The sequence below is a fragment of the Verrucosispora sp. WMMD703 genome, from assembly GCF_049178935.1.
GTDB classification, from domain to species: Bacteria; Actinomycetota; Actinomycetes; order Mycobacteriales; family Micromonosporaceae; genus Micromonospora; species Micromonospora sediminimaris.
Genome location: NZ_JBMHMM010000004.1, coordinates 3,399,989 through 3,416,944, shown reverse-complemented (window position 1 = coordinate 3,416,944; position 16,956 = coordinate 3,399,989). Strand labels below are relative to the sequence as shown.

At 70.2% G+C, this 16,956-nt stretch carries 18 protein-coding genes; 5 read left to right on the top strand and 13 right to left on the bottom strand.

Going from position 1 to position 16,956, the window contains the following annotated elements; translation table 11 throughout:
• Nucleotides 1-140 precede the first annotated feature (140 nt).
• On the top strand, nucleotides 141-2,003 hold the full coding sequence (locus ACN26Z_RS16140; protein WP_421462031.1) for an adenylyl cyclase: 1,863 nt from the start codon (nucleotides 141-143) through the stop codon (nucleotides 2,001-2,003).
• A 45-nt stretch (nucleotides 2,004-2,048) separates the two neighbouring features.
• On the opposite strand, the gene ACN26Z_RS16135 is transcribed toward ACN26Z_RS16140, so the two are convergent.
• The 5 genes from ACN26Z_RS16135 to ACN26Z_RS16115 form a co-directional block, all read right to left on the bottom strand.
• A complete protein-coding gene (locus tag ACN26Z_RS16135) occupies nucleotides 2,049-2,567 on the bottom strand; it encodes a GNAT family N-acetyltransferase (protein WP_421462029.1) in 519 nt (172 codons plus the stop codon).
• An 83-nt stretch (nucleotides 2,568-2,650) separates the two neighbouring features.
• Nucleotides 2,651-3,580: an AMP-binding protein gene (locus ACN26Z_RS16130; protein ID WP_421462027.1), complete on the bottom strand. Its 930-nt coding sequence runs from the start codon at nucleotides 3,578-3,580 to the stop codon at nucleotides 2,651-2,653.
• Nucleotides 3,577-4,041: a MaoC family dehydratase gene (locus ACN26Z_RS16125; RefSeq protein ID WP_396886766.1), complete on the bottom strand. Its 465-nt coding sequence runs from the start codon at nucleotides 4,039-4,041 to the stop codon at nucleotides 3,577-3,579. Before ACN26Z_RS16125 ends, ACN26Z_RS16130 begins: the two co-directional genes overlap by 4 nt.
• Nucleotides 4,038-5,210, bottom strand: a complete 1,173-nt coding sequence (locus ACN26Z_RS16120; RefSeq protein WP_282238577.1) for an acyl-CoA dehydrogenase family protein — start codon at nucleotides 5,208-5,210, stop codon at nucleotides 4,038-4,040. Before ACN26Z_RS16120 ends, ACN26Z_RS16125 begins: the two co-directional genes overlap by 4 nt.
• A gap of 24 nt (nucleotides 5,211-5,234) precedes the next feature.
• Nucleotides 5,235-6,383: an acyl-CoA dehydrogenase family protein gene (locus ACN26Z_RS16115; protein WP_421462025.1), complete on the bottom strand. Its 1,149-nt coding sequence runs from the start codon at nucleotides 6,381-6,383 to the stop codon at nucleotides 5,235-5,237.
• Nucleotides 6,384-6,471: 88 nt separating this feature from the next.
• Here ACN26Z_RS16115 and ACN26Z_RS16110 point away from each other — a divergent pair, with 88 nt between their 5' ends.
• The 3 genes from ACN26Z_RS16110 to ACN26Z_RS16100 are packed head-to-tail and all read left to right on the top strand — an operon-like array spanning nucleotide 6,472 to nucleotide 9,672.
• Nucleotides 6,472-7,137: a TetR/AcrR family transcriptional regulator gene (locus ACN26Z_RS16110; RefSeq protein WP_282238579.1), complete on the top strand. Its 666-nt coding sequence runs from the start codon at nucleotides 6,472-6,474 to the stop codon at nucleotides 7,135-7,137.
• A 43-nt stretch (nucleotides 7,138-7,180) separates the two neighbouring features.
• A complete protein-coding gene (locus ACN26Z_RS16105) occupies nucleotides 7,181-8,599 on the top strand; it encodes an aldehyde dehydrogenase family protein (RefSeq protein ID WP_421462023.1) in 1,419 nt (472 codons plus the stop codon).
• Nucleotides 8,596-9,672, top strand: a complete 1,077-nt coding sequence (locus ACN26Z_RS16100) for an alcohol dehydrogenase catalytic domain-containing protein (RefSeq protein ID WP_421462021.1) — start codon at nucleotides 8,596-8,598, stop codon at nucleotides 9,670-9,672. Before ACN26Z_RS16105 ends, ACN26Z_RS16100 begins: the two co-directional genes overlap by 4 nt.
• Nucleotides 9,673-9,815: 143 nt before the next feature.
• Here the strand turns inward: ACN26Z_RS16100 and ACN26Z_RS16095 are convergent, their stop codons facing one another.
• From ACN26Z_RS16095 to ACN26Z_RS16070, 6 genes are all read right to left on the bottom strand, one after another.
• Nucleotides 9,816-10,304: an NUDIX domain-containing protein gene (locus ACN26Z_RS16095; protein WP_282238582.1), complete on the bottom strand. Its 489-nt coding sequence runs from the start codon at nucleotides 10,302-10,304 to the stop codon at nucleotides 9,816-9,818.
• A complete protein-coding gene (locus tag ACN26Z_RS16090; RefSeq protein WP_421462019.1) occupies nucleotides 10,301-11,347 on the bottom strand; it encodes a hypothetical protein in 1,047 nt (348 codons plus the stop codon). Before ACN26Z_RS16090 ends, ACN26Z_RS16095 begins: the two co-directional genes overlap by 4 nt.
• Nucleotides 11,348-11,457: 110 nt before the next feature.
• On the bottom strand, nucleotides 11,458-12,198 hold the full coding sequence (locus ACN26Z_RS16085) for a hypothetical protein (protein ID WP_421462017.1): 741 nt from the start codon (nucleotides 12,196-12,198) through the stop codon (nucleotides 11,458-11,460).
• 573 nt (nucleotides 12,199-12,771) lie between these two features.
• Nucleotides 12,772-13,416: a hypothetical protein gene (locus ACN26Z_RS16080; protein WP_421462015.1), complete on the bottom strand. Its 645-nt coding sequence runs from the start codon at nucleotides 13,414-13,416 to the stop codon at nucleotides 12,772-12,774.
• 47 nt (nucleotides 13,417-13,463) lie between these two features.
• Nucleotides 13,464-13,898 carry a helix-turn-helix domain-containing protein gene (locus tag ACN26Z_RS16075; protein WP_421462014.1) on the bottom strand — a complete coding sequence of 145 codons (435 nt, stop codon included), beginning with the start codon at nucleotides 13,896-13,898 and terminating at the stop codon, nucleotides 13,464-13,466.
• A 108-nt stretch (nucleotides 13,899-14,006) separates the two neighbouring features.
• Nucleotides 14,007-14,177 carry a hypothetical protein gene (locus ACN26Z_RS16070; protein ID WP_282238586.1) on the bottom strand — a complete coding sequence of 57 codons (171 nt, stop codon included), beginning with the start codon at nucleotides 14,175-14,177 and terminating at the stop codon, nucleotides 14,007-14,009.
• Nucleotides 14,178-14,326: 149 nt separating this feature from the next.
• Between ACN26Z_RS16070 and ACN26Z_RS16065 the strand changes: the two genes are divergently transcribed.
• Nucleotides 14,327-15,070 (top strand): helix-turn-helix domain-containing protein, encoded by a 744-nt coding sequence (locus ACN26Z_RS16065; protein WP_282238587.1) that lies wholly within the window; start codon nucleotides 14,327-14,329, stop codon nucleotides 15,068-15,070.
• 206 nt (nucleotides 15,071-15,276) lie between these two features.
• Here ACN26Z_RS16065 and ACN26Z_RS16060 read toward each other — a convergent pair whose 3' ends face one another.
• Nucleotides 15,277-15,576 (bottom strand): hypothetical protein, encoded by a 300-nt coding sequence (locus tag ACN26Z_RS16060; RefSeq protein ID WP_421462011.1) that lies wholly within the window; start codon nucleotides 15,574-15,576, stop codon nucleotides 15,277-15,279.
• Between the two features lie 35 nt (nucleotides 15,577-15,611).
• On the bottom strand, nucleotides 15,612-16,895 hold the full coding sequence (locus tag ACN26Z_RS16055) for an MFS transporter (RefSeq protein WP_421462009.1): 1,284 nt from the start codon (nucleotides 16,893-16,895) through the stop codon (nucleotides 15,612-15,614).
• Between the last annotated feature and the right edge of the window lie 61 nt (nucleotides 16,896-16,956).

The window sequence follows — 16,956 nt, the reverse complement described above, 5'->3', positions numbered from 1 at the left end:
CGCGCGGGCCGGAGTCGCGGGGACCTGGCGCACGGCGGCGTTACGAGGTAGAAACATCTCGGCGAGAGAGCGCTCTCACAGACCTGGTCCACCGTGTCGTCGGGCCCGCCATCAACCGGCCCGACGGGAAGGACGAACGCATGCCGACCCCACCACCGCACCGGCGACTCGGCCGGGCACTGGCCTTCGGGCTGGTGCTGACCACCGCCGCGGTCGCCACGAACACCCCGGTCAGCGCGGGTCCGCCCCGGCCGACCAGCCCCACCTTCGGGCCCAACGTCACGATCTTCGACCCGAGCATGCCGGTCAGCCAGATCCAGGCGACCCTCGACGCGGCGCACGCCGCGCAGGTCGACAACGAGATGGGCACCACCCGACACGCCTACCTGTTCCGGCCGGGCCACTACGGCACGGCCGACCAGCCACTCCAGATCAAGGTGGGCTACTACACCGAGATCTCCGGCCTCGGCGCCTCCCCCACCGACGTGGTCATCAACGGCAAGGTCGAGGCGTACAACCGCTGCCTCACCGAGGGCGGCACCGCCAACTGCATCGCGCTCGTCAACTTCTGGCGCACGCTGAGCAACCTGTCGCTGCGCATCAACGCCACCGGCCAGGACGACTGCCGCGCCACGGCCAACTTCTGGGCGGTGTCCCAGGCCGTGTCGATGCGCCGGCTCGACATCAGCGGCGGCGGACTGTCGCTGATGGACTACTGCACCAACGGACCGCAGTACGCAAGCGGCGGCTTCATCGCCGACTCCCGGCTGCCGGCCACCACCAACGGCTCACAGCAGCAGTGGCTGACCCGCAACAGCGAGGTCGAGAGCTGGTCCAACGCCGTGTGGAACCAGGTGTTCGCCGGGGTGGTCGGCGCTCCCGACGACGCCGGTTTCCCCGACCCGCCGTACACGACGCTCGACACGACCCCGTTGAGCCGGGAGAAGCCGTACCTCTTCGTCGACGCCAGGGGCAAGTACCAGGTCCGGGTGCCGGCCGTGCGCCGCGACACGCGCGGCATCACCTGGGGTACCCGGATGACGCCGGGACGGACCATCCCGATCAGCGACTTCTTCGTCGCCCGGCCGTCCGACCCGGTGCACGTCATCAACCGTGAACTCGCCCGGGGCCGGCACCTGCTGCTGACCCCCGGGGTGTACGACGTGGCCCGCAGCATCGAGGTCCGCCGGCCCGACACGATCGTGCTCGGCATCGGGCACGCCACCCTGACCGCGGTCGACGGCGCGGTGCCGCTCAACGTCGCCGGGGTGCCCGGCGTGGTCGTCGCCGGGGTCACCATCGACGCGGGTCTGAAGGAATCACCGGTGCTGCTGCGGGTCGGCCGCAAGCACGGCCGCAACCACAGCACCCCGCGTAACCCGATCACGCTCTCCGACGTGTACTTCCGGGTCGGCGGCCCACACATCGGCAGGACGGACACCGCGCTGGAGGTCAACAGCGACCACGTGCTGATCGACCACACCTGGGTGTGGCGGGGCGACCACGGCGTCGAGGGCTTCACCGAGGGCGTCAACGGCGACACCGACCGCTGGCGTACCAACACCGGTCGCTACGGCGTCGTCGTCAACGGCGACCACGTCACCGCCACCGGCCTGTTCGTCGAGCACTTCCAGCGGTACAACACGGTGTGGAACGGTGAGCACGGCACCACGATCCTCTACCAGAACGAGTTGCCCTACGACCCGCCCACCCAGGCGGACTGGCACAACGGCAAGGTCAACGGGTGGGCGGGCTACAAGGTCGGCGACCGGGTCCGGCACCACACGCTGCACGGCGGCGGGGTGTACGTGTTCAACCAGAACAACCCGTCGATCCGTACCGAGAACGGCTTCGAGGTGCCGGCACGCCCCGGCGTGCGGCTGCACCACATCATGACGGTCAACCTCAGCGCCGGCACCATCGACCACGTGGTCAACGGCGTCGGCGAGGCGGCCGACATGGACCGGGTCGGCGCTCCGGTCTACCTGGAGCAGTACCCGTAGCGCCGCAGGCGGGGGCCGGCGGCTCGCCGGCCCCCGCCGAGCGGTTCAGTCCACCACCGGGCTGCGGCGCTCCAGCAGGACGACGTCGCGCCAGCGGCCGTGGTGGCGGCCCACCCGTTCGCGGGTGCCGACCACCCGGAACCCGGCCCGCCGGTGCAGCGCCAGGCTGGCGGTGTTCTCCGGGAAGACGCCGGACTGGATCGTCCAGATGCCCGCCGCGTCGGTCGACTCGACAAGCGCGTCGAGCAGCAGCCGGGCCACGCCCCGCCCGTGGGCGGCCGGGTCGACGTAGACGGAGTGCTCCACCACCCCGGCGTAGACCGCCCGCGCCGAGGTCGGTGACACGGCGATCCAGCCGATGAGCGTCCCGTCTGCGCCGACCGCCACCAGCCGGTGGGCCGGCAACCGGCCGGCGTCGAAGTCGGCCCAGGATGGCGCGACGGTCTCGAAGCTGGCGTTCCCGCCGTCCAGCCCGGCCTGGTAGATCGCCAGTACCCGGTCGGCGTCGTCCGCCGTCATCGGGCGCAGCCGCACCTCCGCCGTCACCGGCTCATTTCCGATCATTGGCGAATCGTAGGCGAGGGCACCGGACGGCCCGCACGGCGATCGGAACCGCGCCGGGTCTGGGTCCGGCGACCGCCGCCGCGCTAGCTCGCCGGCCCGTACCGGTACCGCTCACCGTGGCAGCCGAGTCGACGCGAGCGCAGCCGCCGGGCCGGGCGCGGCCTGCCGGCGGACGGTTCCGGCACGGGCGAGTCGCGCTCCCCCTCGGCCACGTGGACGACCGTGTCGAAGGTGCTGGTGAAGCGCTGCCGCAGGGACGGCGGCAGCGGTGCCCGGCTCACGCAGTGACGCAGCCGGGGCAGTACCCGGCGGCCCCGGGCCGCATCGAGCAGGGCCGCGTACATCGCCGACGTGCCGTGGAAGACGGTGACCTCCTCACGCAGCATGAGGTCCAGCGCCGCCGGGCCGGTGAAGCGGCTCAGCAGCACCAGGGTCGCCCCCGCCCGGAAGGTGCCGGTCAGGGCGACGGCCCGGCCGAACCGGCCGCCCAGCGGCAGGCAGCCGAGCACCACGTCGGTGCCGTCCGGGTCGGCGGCCGGGTCGACGTCGGGGTCCGCGAACGTGGCGGTGCCGCCGGGTGGGGTGTCACAAAGATCCTCCAACCGGGGTACGCCGGACAGGCCCCGGGCCGGGCCGACCGTGAGCAGCGGTACGCCGGCCCGCGCACTGAGCCGCCGCCCGGCCGCCAGTTGCGAGGTGTGGCAGACCAGCAGCCTCGCCTCCCGGGCCAGGTGGTCGGCGTGCGGACCGACCGGCACGCCGACCGGTAGCACGACCGCACCGGCGGCGAGAGCGCCGTAGTAGACCCGGGGGAAATCCACCACGTTCGGCGCGAGCAGGGCCACCGCGTCGCCGTCGCGGACCCCGGCGGCCCGCAGACCGGCGCCGTAGCAGCGGGCCTCCAACCACAACTCGGCGTACGTGACGCGGGCCCGGCCGTCGACGACGGCGACGGTGTCGGCGTGCCGGTCGGCGGAACCGGCAAGCACGGTCGCCGGGGAGAGCGCGGTCATCGGGGCGGGTCCACGTACAACCGGCTCACCGTCTCGGCCACGCAGACCGGCTTGCCGCCACCATCGCCGTCCACTGTCACCGTGGCCACCAGCTGCGCTCCGCCGTCGAACGGGCTCACCTGGTCGATCGTGGCGACGACCCGCACCGAGCTGCCGACGCGTACCGGCGCGGGGAAACGGACCCGGTTGAGGCCGTAGTTGACCCCCATCCGCACCCCGTCCACCCGGTAGAGGCGGCCGACCAGGGCGGGCAGCAGGGCGAGCGTCAGGTAGCCGTGGGCGATGGTGCCGCCGTACGGCCCGGCCGCCGCCCGTTCCTGGTCGAGGTGGATCCACTGGTGGTCGTCGGTGGCGTCGGCGAACAGGTTCACCCGGCGTTGGTCGATGGGGAACCACGGGCCCGGCCCGAGTCGCTCGCCGACCGCGCCGGCCAACTCGTCGATGCTGGCGAAGCGCCTCATCCCAGATGCCCTCCGAGCTTCGTGTACCCGCGCAGCAGGTCGCGGGAGATGATCAGTCGCTGCATCTCGTCGGTGCCCTCGAAGATCCGGTACAGCCGCACCTGCCGGTACCAGCGTTCGATCGGCAGCTCGCGGGTGTAGCCCATCCCGCCGTGGATCTGCATGACCCGGTCGACCACCCGGTTGACCATGCCGGCGCCGTAGAGCTTCGCCATCGAGGAGGCGTGCCTCGGGTCCAGGCCGGCGTCGACCGTCCACGCGGCCCGCAGGATCAGCCAGCGGGCCGCCTCCAGCTCGGTCTCCGAGTCGGCGATCATCCACTGGATGGCCTGGTTGGTGCCGATCCTGGACCCGAAGGTCTCCCGGGTGTTGGCGTAGTCGATGGCCATCCGCAGCGCGCGTTCGGCGATGCCCACGGCGTGCGAGGGGATGGTGTAACGCCCCTTGCCGATCCACTGCATGGCGAGGGTGAAGCCCTGCCCGACCTCGCCGAGGATGTTGCGGTTCGGCACCCGTACGTCGTCGAAGAACAGCGAGGCGGGCCCGCCCTCGCCCATGGTGGGGATGAACTCCGACCGCCAGCCCATCGCCCGGTCCACCAGGAACGCGGTCGCTCCGCCGTCGCGGGCCCCGCGCTCCGGGTCGGTGACCGCGATGACGATGGCGAAGTCGGCCTCGTTGCCGCCGGTGATGAAGGTCTTCTCGCCGTTGAGGATCCAGTCGTCACCGTCGCGCCGGGCCCGGAACCGGATGTTGGCGGCGTCGGAGCCGGCGCCCGGCTCGGTGATGGCGAAGCAGGAGTTCCGCTCCCCCTCGATGGTGGGCAGCAGGAACTCCTGCCGCTGCTCCTCGGTGGCGTGGAAGAGGATGTTGTCCGCCTCGCCACCGAAACGGAACGGCACGAAGCTGCGGCCGATCTCCGTCCAGATCAGCGACTGGACGACGGCGGGCAGGTCCATGCCGCCGTACTCCGCCGGCGTGGCCAACCCCCAGAAGCCGAACTTGCGGGCCTTGAGCTGCAACTCCCTCAGCTCGGAGCGTTCCAGGCCGGGTTGGTGGGCCCGCTCGCGACGCAGCAGCTCCTGCTCCAACGGCATGACCTCGCGGGTGATGAAGTCGCGGGCGGTGTCGCGGATGGCCCGTTCCTCGTCGGACAGCCCGAAGTCCATGTGCTCACGGTTCCTCTCGCGGGTTCAGAAGGCGTTGACGCCGGTGAGCGCCCGCCCGATGAGTAGCTGCTGGATCTGGCTGGTGCCCTCGTAGAGGGTGGCGACGCGGGCGTCGCGCAGGTACTTGCCGACCGGGTACTCGTCGATGTAGCCGTACCCGCCGAAGACCTGGATGGCGTCGTTTGCCGCGCGGACGGCGGCCTCGCTGGCGAACAGCTTCGCCATCGACGCCTCGGTGGCGAACGGCTGACCCCGGTCGATCAGGTCGGCGACCCGCCAGACCAGCAGTCGCGCGGCGGCGGTGTCGACCGCGATGCCGGCGAGCAGTTGCTGCACGAGCTGGTGCCCGGCGATCGGCTTGCCGAACTGCGTACGTGTTCCGGCGTAGCCGACGGCGGCGTCCAGGCAGCCCTGGGCGATGCCGACGCAGCCGGCGGCGACCGACATCCGGCCCTTGGCGAGGGTGGCCAGCGCCAGCTTGAAGCCGGCACCGCAGTCGCCGAGGCGGGCGGTGTCGGGCACTCGGACGGCGTCGAGGACGAGTTCGGCGGTGGCCTGCCCGCGCAGGCCCAGCTTGCCCTTGATCTCCGACCGGGTGAGGCCGGGGCTGTCGGTCGGCACCAGGAACGCGGTGATCCCCCGGTGGCCCGGGCCGCCGGTACGGGCGAAGAGCAGCGCCACGTCGGCAGTGGTGCCGTTGGTGATGAACGTCTTGCGGCCGGTCAGCAGCCAGTCGTCGCCGTCACGCACGGCGCGGGTGGTCAGCGCCGCCGCGTCCGAGCCGCTGTCCGGTTCGGTGAGGGCGAAGCAGCCGAGCGCGGTGCCGGAGCAGAGCGCGGGCAGCCACCGTTCTCGCTGCTCCGGGGTGCCGTGGGTGGCGATCGACTTGGCGACCAGGCCGAGCGAGACCGACACGATGCCCCGGACGGCGGAGTCGCCCCGGCCGAGTTCCTCAAGCACCAGGCAGTACGCGAGGTGGTCGCCGCCGGATCCGCCGTACTCCTCGGCGATGGTGAGGCCAAGGAAGCCGACCTCGCCGAGCTTGCCGACGATGCCGGGGTCGACCGCCTCGCGCCGGTCCCAGGCCGTCGCGTGCGGCACCACCTCGCGGTTGACGAACTCGGCGGCGAGCGCGCGGACCGCGACCTGCTCGGCGGAGAGGTGAAGGTCCATGGCAGTAAACTAGCGGTGCAAGTTTTATGCTGTCCAGACCCCGGTGTGGCAAAGTTCCCCGCGAGCCACCCACCCGAAGGAGGACGCCATGCCCCGGCCGCGACAGGCCCTGCTCAGCAGGGAGCGGATCGTCGAGGCCGCTGCCGCGTTGATCGACGCCGAAGGGCTCAACGCGTTCTCCACCCGCCGGCTCGCCGCCGCGCTGGGCGTGCGCGGGCCCTCGCTCTACAACCACTTCGGCACCAAGGACGAGATCCTCGACGCGGTCGCGGACAGCATCACCGGCCAGGTCGACGTGTCGTTCTTCGCCGAGGTCGACTGGCGTGAGGCGCTGCGTCGCTGGGGCCACTCCTACCGGGCCGCCCTCGCCGCCCATCCGAACATCGTCCCGCACCTGGCCCAGGGTCCGGGTCGACGCCCGGCGGCGCTGGCCATGGCCGACGCCGTCTACGGCGGGCTGGTCGCGGCAGGCTGGCCACCCGCCCGGGCGACGCACATCGGCGCGCTGATGCGCTACTTCGTGATGGGTTCCGCGCTCAGCTCCTTCGCCCAGGGCTTCGTGGAGGATCCGGGGCTCTACGCCGAGCAGTACCCGCACCTGAGCCAGGCCCACCGCCTCGCCGAGCACCAGCAACAGGTCGACGAGGGCGCCTTCGCGCTGGGCCTGGAGGCGCTCATCGACGGGCTGACGCACACGTACGAACGCGTCGTCGGCCCGCTGCCGCCCCTCCCGCCGAGCGGCCCGGCGTACTAGAGTCCAAACTTGCACCGCTAGTTTTAGTCTAGGTGAGGAGCCCATGGAATCCGTACGGACCGACTTCTACCTCGACGGACGCTGGGTGCGCGCCGAGAACGGGCAGCCGCTGGAGGTGCACAACCCGACGACCGAGGAGGTCATCGGCACCGTCCCGGCCGGCACGGCCGAGGACGTCGACCGGGCCGTGACCGCCGCCCGGGCCGCCTTCGAGGGCTGGGCGGCGACCGACCCCGCCGACCGGGCCGCCCACCTCGACCGGCTGCACGCCGCCCTGACCGCCCGCGCCGACGACATCGCGCACACCGTCGCCGCGGAACTCGGCACCCCGCTGAAGGTCGCCACCCGGGTCCAGGCCGGGCTGCCGCTCACCGTGCTGCGCAGCTACGTCGACCTGGCCGCGCACCCGCCTGCGCCGCAGACCGTGGGCAACTCCCTCGTGGTACGCGAACCCGTCGGCGTGGTCGGCGCGATCACCCCGTGGAACTATCCGCTGCACCAGATCGTCGCCAAGCTGGCGCCCGCCCTGGCCGCCGGTTGCACGCTGGTGCTGAAGCCGAGCGAGCTGACCCCGCTGACCGCGTACCTGCTCTTCGACGCCATCGACGAAGCCGGCCTGCCGCCCGGCGTGGTCAACCTGGTCACCGGCACCGGGCCGGTGGTCGGCGAGGCGCTCGCCGGCCACCCCGGCGTGGACCTGGTCTCATTCACCGGCTCCACCGCCACCGGCCGGCGGATCACGCACCTGGCCGCCGACCGGATCGCCCGGGTATCGCTGGAGCTGGGCGGCAAGTCGGCAAACGTGATCCTCGACGACGCCGACCTGGCCGGCGCGGTCAAGGTGGGCGTCGGCAACGCCTTCCTCAACTCGGGCCAGACCTGCACCGCCTGGACGCGGATGCTGGTGCACCGGGACCGCTACGACGAGGCCCTCGACCTGGCCGCCAAGGCCACCGACGGCTACCGGCTCGGTGACCCGCTCGACCCGGCCACCCGGCTCGGCCCCCTGGTCTCCGCCCAGCAGCGGGACCGGGTACGCGACCACATCACCCGGGGCCTGGCCGACGGCGGCCGGCTGGTGGCCGGCGGCCTGGACGCCCCAGTCCCACAGCGGGGCTGGTTCGTCGCCCCCACGGTCATCGCCGACGTCGACCCCGACAGCGCCCTCGCGCAGGAGGAGGTCTTCGGGCCGGTCCTGGCGGTCATCCCGGTCGACGACGACGACCACGCGGTACGGGTCGCCAACAACTCCCGCTACGGCCTGGCCGGCGCGGTCTGGTCCGGCGACGAGGAGCGGGCGCTGCGGGTGGCGCGCCGGCTGCGCACCGGTGCCGTCGACATCAACGGCGCGCCGTTCAACCCGCTCGCCCCGTTCGGCGGCTACAAGCAGTCCGGCGTCGGCCGCGAGCTGGGCGTGCACGGGCTTGAGGAGTTCAGCGAAGTGAAGGCGATCCAACGGTGAGGGGCCTGGTGGTCCGGGGCGTCGGCGCGCCGCCCCGGGTGGAACCTGTCGAGCTGCCCGGCACCGGCCCCGGGCAGGTACGGGTGGCGGTCCGGGCGGCCGGCGTCTGCCACTCCGACCTGTCCATGGTCGACGGCACCATCGCCGCGCCGTACCCGCTGCTGCTCGGCCACGAGGCCGCGGGCGTGGTGGTCGAGGTCGGTGACGACGTCGACCGGATCGCCGTCGGCGACCACGTGGTGCTCGACTGGGCTCCCCCGTGCCGCGTCTGCTGGTACTGCGGGCACGGCGAGCCGTGGCTCTGCGAACGCTCCGGCACCCCCGCCGCCACCGCCGGGCACACCATCGACGGCGAGCCGCTGCACGTCACCCTCGGCCTCGGTGCGCTCGCCGAGCAGGTGGTGGTGCCGCAGCAGGCAGTGGTGACCGTACCGCCGGAGCTGCCCTTCCCCACCGCCGCGTTGCTCGGCTGCGCGGTGCTCACCGGCGTCGGCGCGATCCGCCGTACCGCCGACGTGCGGCCCGGCGACTCGGTGGCCGTCATCGGTCTCGGCGGCGTCGGCCTCTCGGCGGTCGCCGCCGCTCGCGCCGCAGGCGCTGCCCGCGTCATCGCCGTCGACGTCGCACCCGCCAAGGCCGAGCTGGCGCACGCCGCCGGGGCCACCGACTTCCTGCTCGCCGACGACACCCTCAGCCGCGCGGTACGGTCACTCACCGACGGCCGGGGCGTCGACCACGCGGTCGAGTGCGTCGGCCGGGCCGCCACCATCCGCGCCGCCTGGCGGGCCACCCGGCGCGGCGGGCAGGTCATCGTGGTCGGCATGGGCGGCAAGGACGACATGGTCGCCCTCAGCGCCCTGGAGATCTTCCACTCGGCCCGCACCCTGCGTTCCTCGGTGTACGGCTCCTCCGACCCGGACCGCGACGTGCCCGAGCTGGCCCGCGCGGTCCTCGACGGCACCCTCGACCTGGATTTCCTGGTCACCGACCGGATCACGCTCGACGCGGCACCGGAGGCCCTGGCCCGGATGGCCCGGGGCGAAGGCGCCCGCACGGTGGTCCTGTTCGACTGACGCGCCCCGGTCGGCCAGCGGCATCCCCGCTCCGAGCATCGAGGGCGTTTATCGAGTGTCGTGACAGGTCGGTGCCCTGCCACCTGTAGCGACCTTCCCTGGCCCAGCACGGACACCTTTTCCGGCGACCTGGAGATCTTCCGTCAGTACGTGTCGCCCCAGTAGGTGTCCGTGCTGGCGTTCACCACGTCCTCCAGCGTACGAAGACCGGTGGGAAAGATGTTGAGTTGCCGCAGGTCGGCGAGGTTGCACCAGCGCATCCCCTGCTGGCCTTCGTCGGAGACATCGTCTGCGGCCAGGTAGTCGGCGGACAAGTCCGATTTGAGTTCCGCGAGAAAGTAGAACTCGATCTTGTGTTGATCGCGCCCCTTCCCGGCCAGTTCGTGGCGCGCGTGAATGTACTCACGAACGAAGAGCAGGCGCCCTGGCATCACGTCCGCGCCGATTTCCTCCTGGCATTCACGGATCAGAGTTTCGGTCAGCGTCTCGCCGTACTGCTGCCGACCGCCGGGCAGCGAGTACCAGACCCCGAGCCCCATCTTGCGGTCCACATACTTCAGCAGGAGCACCCTGTCGCCATCGAGGATGACAGCCTTGGCAGAGTTTTCGAGCCGGCTCTCGGCACTCGTCATGTCGTCGCTTCCAATCCCGCTGCTTCGATCATGTCCTGGAACGTGTGCGGAGGTGGGTTGTTCTGCCAGCCATTCATCGCCAGGCGGTCGAGCAGCGCCCGCTTGAGGTCGATGATCGCCAGGAGCGGCTCACCGAACCGAGGGTCCAGAGCATCGAGGCCGAGCGCGATCTCACGCCAGAGGGTATCGGCCTCCCGGTAGCACTCCCGCATGATGCCACCCGACACCAGCATCTCCAAGATGGCGCTGTGCGTCTCGTTCAGCTCAGGATCGTCGGCCAGCGCCCGGTTGAGCACACCAGCATGCCTGCCGTGGCTGCCGATGACCTGCTGCGCCCGGGTCCAGAGCTTGCTGATCGAGTGGCGCAGGTGCGCGTTGAGCGTCGGCTCGGCGAGCCCCTTGGCGACCGGGTAGCTCACCAGCCCAGTAACGGTGTCCTCGAACAGGTCCGCCAGTTCGTCCACCCGCTGTCTCAACCGGCGCATGTCGCGGAGCTCGTCGGCCAAGCCATCCGGCACGGTCTTCCCGAGATAGGCAAGCAGTCCGAGTAGGCCAGACGAGTAGAAGCCAGATCCGAGGTGTCGAGACCTGACATCCATTCGATACCAGTTCACAAGGCTGTCTCCGTCTTCGAGCGGCGCTGCGTCGAAGCGGGCGGCGTAGTTGTCGTACATGGACTGCACGATTTCCACCGTCACCTCGGCCATCACCGGTAGTGCCCGAACGCCTGCTGGTGTGAGCGTCGCCTCGCGGACCATCGTCAGCAGGCTGGTCATCGAGAGGCACATGGTCGAGTTGACATCGGCAAGCAGCAAGGCCGGGTCGCGGATGCTGTAGGAAGCCGAAAGGTCGAGGTGGCGGTCCATGTTGTTGAGGATGAGGGTCTGACCCAGTGCGTAAATCTTCAGGTACTCAGCCAGCACCTCCGGATCGGCACCGATCCGGGCACCAACCGCGGCCACCGGCACCGTCTGCCGGAACAGCAGCTCGGAGTCAAGGGCATCCTGATACAGCCGGGACATCCGGGGAAACAGAAAGTCCATAGTGCGTAGTTGGCTAATGGCTATCAAGATCGGCTGACCGTATCGGGCGAGAAGTTCGACCGTCGTACCGAAGTCGTAGCCGACTGGGTCAGCACCCGTAGAGAAACGCCTCACCCGCCCGCTCCCACTGACCGTTTTCGTTGTACCCTCTGGAGTACCTCCCACGTGAACTCCATCTGCAAGAGGAAGTAGATCAGCGCGAACGCCGCTGACAGCAGGGGCGTCCAGGAGATGTCTGTTCCATACGTGATGAGACGGTCGGCACCGACAGCGACGTACGCGGCGTTGAGCGATCCGATCACCACTGAAGTAAGTGCTGCGGCCTTCAGCTTGCGTCGACTCTCCAGGTATGGGTTGGTCGACCCCCACACCGGTTTCCATCCTTCGGGAAAATCGGCGGCAAGCGCGTGCAGATAGAGGCTTCGCAGCCGGTTGACCTGGTGTTTCGCCTCGGTCTGCACCCGATCGGTGACGACATAGGCCCGCAGGACGATCGTGTTCAACACCCCAGCAATCACCGCCGCCGCATAGATGATCGGTAGCCGCAGCACCGTGCCGACCTGCCCCACCGAGGAGATCAATTTTGCGGACACCAGGGCACCAGCGACCAGCACCGGAAAAGCCAGGATACGGAGACTGAGCTTATAGAGATCCCTTTCGGCGTCCTTGTAGTCGTTGTGCAGGATGAACGCCTGCTCGAAGTCGATCAACAACATCTTGCGGGCGGTCTCTACGTCGATGCCCCCGGGTCGCGTCCGCGCTGGCGGTGTGGTGCGAGCCTCCGCATTCTTGGGCGTCAGCGCCTGCTTGATCACCTGGCGCAGACGCCTGCGGCGTTCGTGAGTAGGCACGGGTGATCGCCACCTCCCCATGGTCACGTGCTGCGCATTATCGCGTCAGACGTGGCATCATGGAAACGGCGCCGCAGAGACGACAAATGCCGACGGAAGACTATCGCGATCGAGGGCGGTTCTGCGGTCAGTGCACTTCGCCGCGCTACGGTGACGGTCATGCCGCGCTACCTGAAGGTCGTCTACCTCCTAATCCTGCTCGCCCTCGTGGTCTTGGGCTTCGCCTGGGACGCGTCCGTCGGTCTTAAGATCCTGGTTGGTGCGGTGGCGGTAATCCCTGTTGTGGTAGCTAATTTCGTCCTCAGGCACCGGCGGAGCGGGTCGCCCAACGCATAGCCCGAAATGTACGGCGGCCTGTCCCACCTCCGGTCATCGCGCTCACCAGCGCGCCGCCAACCCGTCGGCCGCCGACCCCACACCTCGGTGGAGCAGCCGTTTGGCAACTCGACCTGGAGCCGTCTGGCCCTGTCGGAGCCGCAATCCCCAAGTCTCAACCCTGTCCCACCGTCGGCCCTGCGATGAGGATCAGTCGGTTGCGGGCTGGGCGAGAGACAGGAATGGGGCCGTCACTGGTCAGCCCACCCCGAGGGCAACGGCGAGCTGCGTGATCGTGCTCGGGGCGCACGCGTCACGGGCGATCTCGGCGAGTAGCTCCCGGCCCGCGGGCCGGTGACGGATCTCGGCCGGTGCGGTGCGTTCGGCTTCGATCAGGACCCGGGCAGCATTGGTCGCATCGTCGGCGTGGAGGTAGGCGCGGGCGACGTCGAGCAGGTGCGCAGCGCGATGTTCGGGGGGTAGCCACCGCCACCCGGGTCGCCTGGTGGCCTTCTCGTGCCAGCCGATTGCAGCACGGACGTCACCGGACTCGACGGCTGCGGCGGTACGCGCCAGGGCGACGGCGGTGGGTCCGAACCCGGTGTGGTGATGGTCGTGCCCGTCGCCGACCCGCTCGGCCATGCCGGCGGCCTCGTCGATCAGCTCAGTGGCGGTCGACTCGTTCCCGTGCTGTGCGGCGGCCAGGGCCGCCTGGCTGAGCAGGGTTCCACACAGGGACAGCTCCGCCGGTGTACCGCTGTCGATCTCCGGCGGGGCGATCCGGTACGCGCCGGCGAGCATCAACGACTTCGCCTCCCGCGTACGACCCGACATCCGCAGCACCTGGCCGAGCTGGACGGCGGCGGCTGCCACCAGCTCCCGGTCACCGGTGGCAGCGAGCATCGCCCGATCGGTGGCCAGCCAGGCCAGCTCGGCGTCGCCGAGCTTGATCAGCAGGGCGGCCGTGATCCGGTACGCTCCACCAGCGGGGTTCGACCTGTGGCCGGGGCTTGGGCGTAGGTGCGCTGTGCATTGGTGAGCAGGTCCGGTGCTATGTCGATCACCTGCTGGTAGCGGGCGTACTGGAACGTCGTCCACGCGTGCCCCACCTCCCGCAGCATCCGGTCCACCGGCATCACCGGCCGCAGGCCCGCCGGCATGCCCAACGGAATCTCGTACCGGGACAGCGCAACCCTGATCCGATCGACACCCTCGGCGCGATGTGTCACCTCGGCCGGCTCGGTGTTCCCGCCGACCAACACGGCGGCATCGATACGCAGCACGCGGGCGATCTGCTGGAGGGTGGACAGTCTGTCCAACGATCGGGCTCCGCGCTCAACCTTGTCGACCCAGCTCTTCGACTTGCCGAGCCGGTCGGCGAACATCTGCTGCGACAGCTTCCGCCGCCCCCGCCAGTACTGCCCTACGTCCTGGTCGCCCCGGCGCTCGTCCTGGCCTGGCTGGTCTCCACCCGCCGTCCGACCGGCAACAGCTCAACGCTGTCCACGACGCCACCGCCGGTCCGGTCTCGCCCGGGTGATCTCCTCCGCCGGGATCCGCTCCGCCTCAGCCTCGGCGAGAAGCCGCCGCTTCGCCGCTTCCCGCTCGACTGCTTGGATCTGCTCGCCCCGGCTCACCCCTGGCTCGTCGCCGTCACCCTGCATCCCCACCTCCGTCGGCCGAAGCGCGGCGGCAGTCGACCGTCGCAGGTCTACAGTGACGTCCGAATGTCACCGACCGCGACGACACAAAGCCCGGCAAATAGGCCACATTGGTGGCGACAAAAAGGCGACACGACGCTATCTTGTCGGTCATGGACGCCCCCAATACCGCCCTGCGAGCTATCCGCATCGGGATGCGGATGAGCCAGGACGACTTCGCCCGCGCGCTCCAGGCGGCCGGCCATCGCGTCGGTGAGCCCAACGACGCCAACAAGAGGCTCGTCCAACGATGGGAGTCCGGCGCGATCGCTGCGCCCAGACCCGTCTACGCTCGCGCGCTGGAGGTCGTCACCGGCCTGCCGATCTCGCTGTTGGGCTTCGCCTCGGTTCCCGGCAGGGAGGTCGCCGACGACCAGCACGGCGGCCACGACCTGACATCTCCCATGTCCAGCCTGGCCACGCCGACGCCAAGGCCGACCACGGTTCACCAGTCGTACGAGGGAATCTGGCTCAGCCGCTACCAGTACTACTCAAGCGGCCGGGGAGACTCCTTCGCCGGCCAGCACTTCGTCGTAGTTCTCCAGCACGGCGACCGACTGACCGCACGTAGCCTGCCCGGTTCGGCAGCCTCGTCTCTCTCAATGGACCTGACCGTGGACGGCTCCGTCATCACCGGCACCTGGGTCGAGCAGACCGACCCGGCCGGCTACTACCGGGGTGCCCGCTATCACGGTGCGATCCAACTCCTCGCCGAGCCCACGGGCCGACGGATGGCCGGAAAGTGGGTCGGGTTCGGCAAGGACATGGACGTCAACACCGGCCCGTGGGAACTCATCTTCCGCGACCCCTCGACATCCAAGGCAACACTCGACCGATACAACACGACGGCGACGTAGCGCGCCGCTATCCGACCGACGACGCCGAGCCGCGGCCGACCTCGGCGTGGCGCTTGGCTAAGCCTGAGTACAACTTCCCTGTTGTTGTCGTCTCCGTTCGGTTCGAGGCGACAGCTTCCCCGTTGTTGTCCTATCCGTAGGGCCACTGACTACGGTCGGCGCTTGTACTGGTTGCCGTGTCGGGCGGTGAGGTGGTCGGGGCTGATTCAGCCGGGCCACCCGTCGAGGTACTCGGCGAAGGAAACGTCGCCCCGCTCGTCGCCGCCGATTTCCCGGAGCTGGTCCAGGTCGTCGTAGCCAGGAGTATCGGGCAGCAGCACCCGCAGGGGGTGCGTGGCGTGGTCGGCCAGGGACTTCCACAACGCTCGGGTCAACTCAGGCTGGTCGGAGTTGGCGCTGTAACCGTCCTGGAAATAGCCGATCCGCTGGTCGCCCAGCCGGTACGCGGTGCCCAGTGCCATACACATGGCGCACTGCGGACAGGCCAACCAGCCGGTGAGCGACATTCGGGAACCCCAATCACATCGTCATGCCACGGCGGTCAGGTGGCGGCGTCGCGTTCGGCCGCGTCGCGTTCGGCGGCGTCGATGTTGGCGTCGGTGACGACGAACATGCCGAGCAGCAGGGTCAGCGTCAGCGACCCCATGATGGCGAAGACCGCGCGGAGGCCGAAGACCTCGGCCGCGACGCCGCCGACCAGCGCGCCGGCCGGCATGCTTCCCCAGGCCAGCATTCGGTAGCCGCTGTTGACCCGGCCGAGCAGCCGGTCCGGGGTGATGCGTTGGCGTAGCGAGATGGTGATGACGTTCCAGGTGGCGAGCAGGATCCCGCCGACGAAGAAGACCGTGCCGATCACGAAGGGGTTGGTGCTCAGCGCCGGTACGCCGACGACGGCGGCCATCGCCAGCACGGAGAGCGCGAGGGTGCGGGACCGCCCGAGCCGTTGTTCGATCTTGGCGGTGGCGACCGAGCCGAGCACGATGCCGGCGGCGATGGTGGTGAGCAGGAGGCCGTACCCGGGTTCGGTGAGGCCGATGGCCGAGTCCGGGCCGACCGCGTAGAGCACCAGCACGGCGAAGATGCCGCTGGTGATGAAGTTGCTGGTCCCGACCATCGTGGCCAAGGTGCGCAGCAGCCGGTGCCGCCACAGGAAACGTAGCCCTTCGGCGATGTCGGCGCGCATCGTCGTCGGCTCGTCGCGCTCGATCCGGAACCGGCCGGTGACCAGGAGCAGTGCGGCGACCGCCAGCGCCCACAGCACGGCCGGCCCGGCGAGTGCCAGGGCCACCCCGGCGGCGATCAGGAAACCGGCGAGTGGCGGGCCGATGAACTGGTTGGCGGCCAGTTCCACGGCGGCCAGCCGGCCGTTGGCCCGGGGCAGCTGGTCGCGGGTGACCACCTGCGGCAGGATCGACTGGGCGGAGGTGTCGTAGAGGGTCTCGGCCATGCCGAGGCCGAGCGCCACCAGGTAGAGCAGCCAGATCGACCCGGAGTCGAAGGCCGCCGCCAGGGCCAGTGCGCCGATGAGTGCCGCGCGCAGGGTGTTGGCGGCGAGCATCACCCGCCGCCGGTCGAGCCGGTCGGCGAGGGCGCCGGCCGGCAGCGCGAACAGCAGCCAGGGCAGGCTGTACGCGGCGGCGACCCCGGCCACCAGCACCGGTGAGCGGGTGTAGCCGACGGCGACCAACGGCAGTGCGATCTTGACGATCCCGTCGGCCAGGTTGGACACCGCCGACGCGGACCAGAGCCGCCAGAAGCGACCCCCCAGCCGAGAATCGTGCGCCGCCCCCTGATCCGTACGCACTGGTTCCTCGACCCCCGTCATGCCGCCGATCATCGCAGCGTCGCGGCGACCGGCGAAAGGCCGCGCGGCCTTTCACTGAGTG

What these genes read in the sequence shown, in the direction of transcription:
- ACN26Z_RS16125 (WP_396886766.1), bottom strand. Translation starts at nt 4,041, where the DNA reads ATGAGGCGCTTCGCCAGCATCGACGAGTTGGCCGGCGCGGTCGGCGAG.
- ACN26Z_RS16060 (WP_421462011.1), bottom strand. Translation starts at nt 15,576, where the DNA reads ATGTCGCTCACCGGCTGGTTGGCCTGTCCGCAGTGCGCCATGTGTATG.
- ACN26Z_RS16110 (WP_282238579.1), top strand. Translation starts at nt 6,472, where the DNA reads ATGCCCCGGCCGCGACAGGCCCTGCTCAGCAGGGAGCGGATCGTCGAG.
- ACN26Z_RS16075 (WP_421462014.1), bottom strand. Translation starts at nt 13,898, where the DNA reads ATGTTCGCCGACCGGCTCGGCAAGTCGAAGAGCTGGGTCGACAAGGTT.
- ACN26Z_RS16105 (WP_421462023.1), top strand. Translation starts at nt 7,181, where the DNA reads ATGGAATCCGTACGGACCGACTTCTACCTCGACGGACGCTGGGTGCGC.
- ACN26Z_RS16120 (WP_282238577.1), bottom strand. Translation starts at nt 5,210, where the DNA reads ATGGACTTCGGGCTGTCCGACGAGGAACGGGCCATCCGCGACACCGCC.
- ACN26Z_RS16095 (WP_282238582.1), bottom strand. Translation starts at nt 10,304, where the DNA reads ATGACGAGTGCCGAGAGCCGGCTCGAAAACTCTGCCAAGGCTGTCATC.
- ACN26Z_RS16140 (WP_421462031.1), top strand. Translation starts at nt 141, where the DNA reads ATGCCGACCCCACCACCGCACCGGCGACTCGGCCGGGCACTGGCCTTC.
- ACN26Z_RS16130 (WP_421462027.1), bottom strand. Translation starts at nt 3,580, where the DNA reads ATGACCGCGCTCTCCCCGGCGACCGTGCTTGCCGGTTCCGCCGACCGG.
- ACN26Z_RS16070 (WP_282238586.1), bottom strand. Translation starts at nt 14,177, where the DNA reads ATGCAGGGTGACGGCGACGAGCCAGGGGTGAGCCGGGGCGAGCAGATC.
- ACN26Z_RS16055 (WP_421462009.1), bottom strand. Translation starts at nt 16,895, where the DNA reads ATGACGGGGGTCGAGGAACCAGTGCGTACGGATCAGGGGGCGGCGCAC.
- ACN26Z_RS16135 (WP_421462029.1), bottom strand. Translation starts at nt 2,567, where the DNA reads ATGATCGGAAATGAGCCGGTGACGGCGGAGGTGCGGCTGCGCCCGATG.
- ACN26Z_RS16115 (WP_421462025.1), bottom strand. Translation starts at nt 6,383, where the DNA reads ATGGACCTTCACCTCTCCGCCGAGCAGGTCGCGGTCCGCGCGCTCGCC.
- ACN26Z_RS16080 (WP_421462015.1), bottom strand. Translation starts at nt 13,416, where the DNA reads ATGCTCGCTGCCACCGGTGACCGGGAGCTGGTGGCAGCCGCCGCCGTC.
- ACN26Z_RS16065 (WP_282238587.1), top strand. Translation starts at nt 14,327, where the DNA reads ATGGACGCCCCCAATACCGCCCTGCGAGCTATCCGCATCGGGATGCGG.
- ACN26Z_RS16090 (WP_421462019.1), bottom strand. Translation starts at nt 11,347, where the DNA reads ATGGACTTTCTGTTTCCCCGGATGTCCCGGCTGTATCAGGATGCCCTT.